2 protein-coding genes and 1 pseudogene are annotated in these 4,171 nt (G+C 41.9%); all 3 read left to right on the plus strand.

Going from position 1 to position 4,171, the window contains the following annotated elements:
* Nucleotides 1–1,415: TIGR00341 family protein (locus JX312_RS09850; RefSeq protein ID WP_204457869.1), on the plus strand; the 1,415-nt coding region annotated here is incomplete at its 5' end.
* 218 nt (nt 1,416–1,633) lie between these two features.
* Nucleotides 1,634–2,992, plus strand: coding sequence for a gliding motility-associated C-terminal domain-containing protein (locus JX312_RS09855; RefSeq protein ID WP_204457870.1), 1,359 nt, complete (start codon nt 1,634–1,636; stop codon nt 2,990–2,992).
* Nucleotides 2,993–3,031: 39 nt separating this feature from the next.
* Nucleotides 3,032–4,171: pseudogene (locus JX312_RS09860) on the plus strand (excinuclease ABC subunit UvrA); the annotation flags it as partial.

A 4,171-nucleotide genomic window follows, 5' to 3' on the forward strand; every position in this document is an offset into this window, starting at 1 on the left:
CCCATATAAACAGTGTCATGGAATTAAAATCGACCGTAAAGACAGGCTGGAAAAAATTCTGGATTGATGTCAAATCATATTTCAATGTCGCAGAAGATCTTGAACCGCAATTAGATGCGGAGCAAAGCATAAGGAGCGGAGTCTCGTTCAAAGGTTCGCAACTTATGGTATTGATATTCGCTATATTCATAGCGTCGCTTGGGCTTAATACCAACAGTATACCTGTGATAATCGGCGCGATGCTTATTTCTCCACTTATGGGACCCATAATTGGTATGGGACTTGCGATAGGCATACAGGATTTCGTATTGTTGAAGCGAGGTCTTAAGAATGTAATGGCAGCCATGATAGGTTCGATACTAACGTCTGCCATATATTTCCTTATTTCTCCCCAGTATGAAGGGTCGAGTCAGCTTTTGGCAAGAACTTCGCCATCCATCTACGATGTGTTCGTAGCATTATTCGGCGGTGCCGCAGGCATACTCAGCATCGCCTGCAGAAACAAAGGGCAGGTGATGCCGGGGGTTGCTATCGCTACTTCGCTCATGCCACCGCTGTGTACCGCAGGATACGGATTGGCTACTTTACAGATGAAATTTTTTCTTGGAGCATTATATTTATTCTTTACAAATACCATCTTTATTCTTTTCGCAACATGGATTGGTGTGAAACTGATGAGATACAGAAAGATTGTCTATAATGACGACAGGCGCGCAAAAAGAATTCAGACTATAGTGTACTGGATCGTAGGAGCAACTGTAGCGATTTCAGTCTATCTTACTGTAAATATGATACGCACAAATATTTTCGTTAACAATGCCGCAAGTTTTGTCGAAAAGGAGATGGTATTTCCCAATACTCAGGTTTTGAATCACAAGGAATATGTGGAAAACGGGAAGCGTTACATCGATGTGACCTTAATAGGAGCAGCATTGCCTAAAGATTCTCTTCAACTCGCCATGACGAATAAGCTTGATTCAGTGGGACTTGGGGGAACAGTGTTGAATATAAAGCAAGGATTCTCAATGACTAAAAATGAAATAAATGAAGAAGAGAATTTCAATCAGTTTTATAAACTTATGCAGGCAGAGATAGCAAGCCGTCAGAACGAGATTGATTCGCTAAAGTCTCTTGTCAGTCTGCATAAGCAATTTTCGGACGAGAGCGTAAGAGTCTCTCCTGAAGTCAAAGTCTTGTTTCCATCGATAAAAGACATAGCACTGTCTCACATGGTAGCGACACAAGTCGGGGGCACAGCAACCGACACAGTCAGTATGCTTTTTGTTAACGCTCCCGGAGGTCTGACACAGCAGGAAAGAAAGAAACTTACCGAATACATAGAGGTGAGACTTAGCAGAAAGAATATTCATCTGACACTTAATCCGTCAAATTTCCCGTGGCCCTCCGCCAAATAATGAAGTGATGAATGCTGTCGCAAGGGATTCGCAACGAAAATAAACAGTTTCTTAATGATGAAAAAAGTTTAAATCACTTCAATAAGATATCATATAAATGCGTTTAGTTAGTAGCGAGATTCTATGTAAGTAAGCGATGGCTATGGGATACACCTCAACAAGCCATGTAATAATTTAAATTGATCCGAATGCTTGCTTATATAGCTTGCCTGATAATTATGAAGAATAAAGAATTTATCCTTTTAATGATCCTGGCGGCATTTTTGTCTGCGACGGAATCCTATGCTCTGGATATTGAATTCTCGGGAAGCAGACACACTGTCATAAAAGACAAGCCGGAGGCATCGACCGGTTTGAATGATGTCTTTACGATATATGATATCAAAGAAGTGTCCTTTATAAGCATAGGTAATATCATTGCTCCGTCAGATTTTCGGGTGTTGATATACAGCAATCTCGGTGGCGGTTATGCGATTGAACAGCCGGTTTCGATTACCGGTACAACAGCTTTTATCCATAATCCGAAAGGGGATATGGGGTATATTGTGGAAGATGGCGGCAACCGGTATTGTTTCTGGGTAGTTGATTATGCAGGCAAGCATTTCGACATAAGTTCAATAGAAGCATATCCGGAGCAGGATTGCGATATGACAAAAATCACAGTCATTGGCTCAGGTGATCAGATAAGATATTATTCGGTCAGCGGTCGGCAATGCACTCTGAGCCGTAATATAGAGTTATCATATAATACGCTTGAATGGGATAATGAGAATAATTGTTATTCTCTTGTTGAAAAAACTGACGGATTTGAATATCTGCAGACTCCGCTTACACTTCGTCCTCCTTTCTATTGCAATACAACGGTAACTGTCTCAGGTGACAGGTTCCTCAAGACATGGGGATTGGGCAAAACATTGGAATCGTCAATAATAGAGGCTAATGGGATTGATGTGAACACCGAGGCAGTGCAGACAAATCTTGCACCTGACGATGCTTCGAACATGATTAAAAGTGACGGAACCATGCTTGGGGGGTCAGCACCGGCTGATTTTACTTTTTATGCTTATGTCACAGATGCGGTATTACATAACGAATGGCAGATTGCAGATGATCCTGAATTTGAATATGTCAGATATCGGTTTAACGAAAGGGACCTTACATACACATTTGATCAGGAAGGCAAGTTTTATGTCAGGTTTATAGGGAGCAACGCTGACGGTAGTTGTGAGGCAACGGGAGAAACATATGAAATAGGAATCGGCGCGTCAGATCTCCGTATTCCTAATGTATTTTCTCCAGACGGCGATGGTGTGAATGATACATGGAAAGTCGGCTATAGGTCGCTTGTCGAGTTCAAATGCTGGATATTTGACAGAAACGGGCATCAGCTGTTTTATTTTGATCGTCCAGAACTCGGATGGGACGGCAAGCATCACGGTAAGACAGTAAGTCCGGGTGTATATTATTATGTTATTGAAGCCAAGGGTGCTGATGGCAAGAAATATAAAAAGGGTGGAGATATAAATATCTTAAGATATCGTAAAATCGGCAATTCTTCGGGGGCGTCCGGAGAATAATGGCACGTTATTTGTTGCTTAGTAGTAAGCAGAAAAAATATGAACCAGGATATCAATAATATAGAAAGTGCAGGGTCAGTCGATGTTTATGGCGCGCGGGTCCATAACCTTAAGAATATAGATGTGACTATCCCCCACAACTCATTGAGTGTGATTACCGGATTAAGTGGCAGCGGTAAATCTTCGCTTGCCTTTGATACTATATTTGCTGAAGGGCAACGCAGATATATCGAGACATTTTCATCTTATGCACGTAATATGCTCGGATCGCTTGAAAGGCCAGACGTTGACAAGATAACCGGTCTTAGTCCTGTTATCAGCATAGAGCAGAAGACAGTCAACAAAAATCCGCGAAGCACAATCGGGACCACAACAGAGATTTATGATTTCTTCCGTCTTCTTTTTGCACGTATGGGAGAAGCGAAGAGCTATCTGTCGGGTTCCCCGATGGTGAAATATACAAAAGACAAGATAGTCGATCTGATTGTAGAGCAATACGAAGGCAAAAAGATTTATGTTCTTGCACCTCTTGTGAAAAACAGGAAAGGTCATTATAAGGAACTCTTTGAGAATCTAAGAAAAAAGGGTTATCTGTATGTCAGGGTAGACGGGGAACTTACTGAACTTGAATATGGCATGAAGCTTAACCGTTATCAGAATCATACTGTTGAACTTGTAATAGACAGGATGAAAGCCTCAACGTCTGATATGCAACGCTTACGTTCTACAGTAGAGTCTGCCTTGAAACAAGGTGACAAACAGATGATGGTAATGGATATGGATTCAGGAGAAGTGAGACACTACAGTCAGCACCTAATGGATCCTGAAACAGGTCTTTCGTATCCTGAGCCTGCACCTCATAATTTCTCCTTCAATTCGCCGCAAGGTGCGTGCAGACGTTGCAAAGGACTTGGATTTGTGTCGGCGGTCGATGAAGAGAAGGTCATTCCAGACAAGACCAAATCAATATATGATGGTGCGATTGTACCGTTGGGTCGCTATAAAAACTCGCTTATTTTCTGGCAGATTGAAGCAATATGCAAACAATACGGACATGACCTCAAGACTCCGGTGGAAAAATTACCGCATGAAGCTTTGGGAGATATCTTAGACGGAACCGACATGCGGCTTGATATTCGGAACGAGACAATGTCAACATCTCATTATTCGGGTTCTTAT

Source organism: Barnesiella sp. CU968 (assembly GCF_905219685.1).
GTDB classification, from domain to species: Bacteria; Bacteroidota; Bacteroidia; order Bacteroidales; family Muribaculaceae; genus Lepagella; species Lepagella muris_A.

What these genes read in the sequence shown, in the direction of transcription:
- JX312_RS09855 (WP_204457870.1), top strand. Translation starts at nt 1,634, where the DNA reads ATGAAGAATAAAGAATTTATCCTTTTAATGATCCTGGCGGCATTTTTG.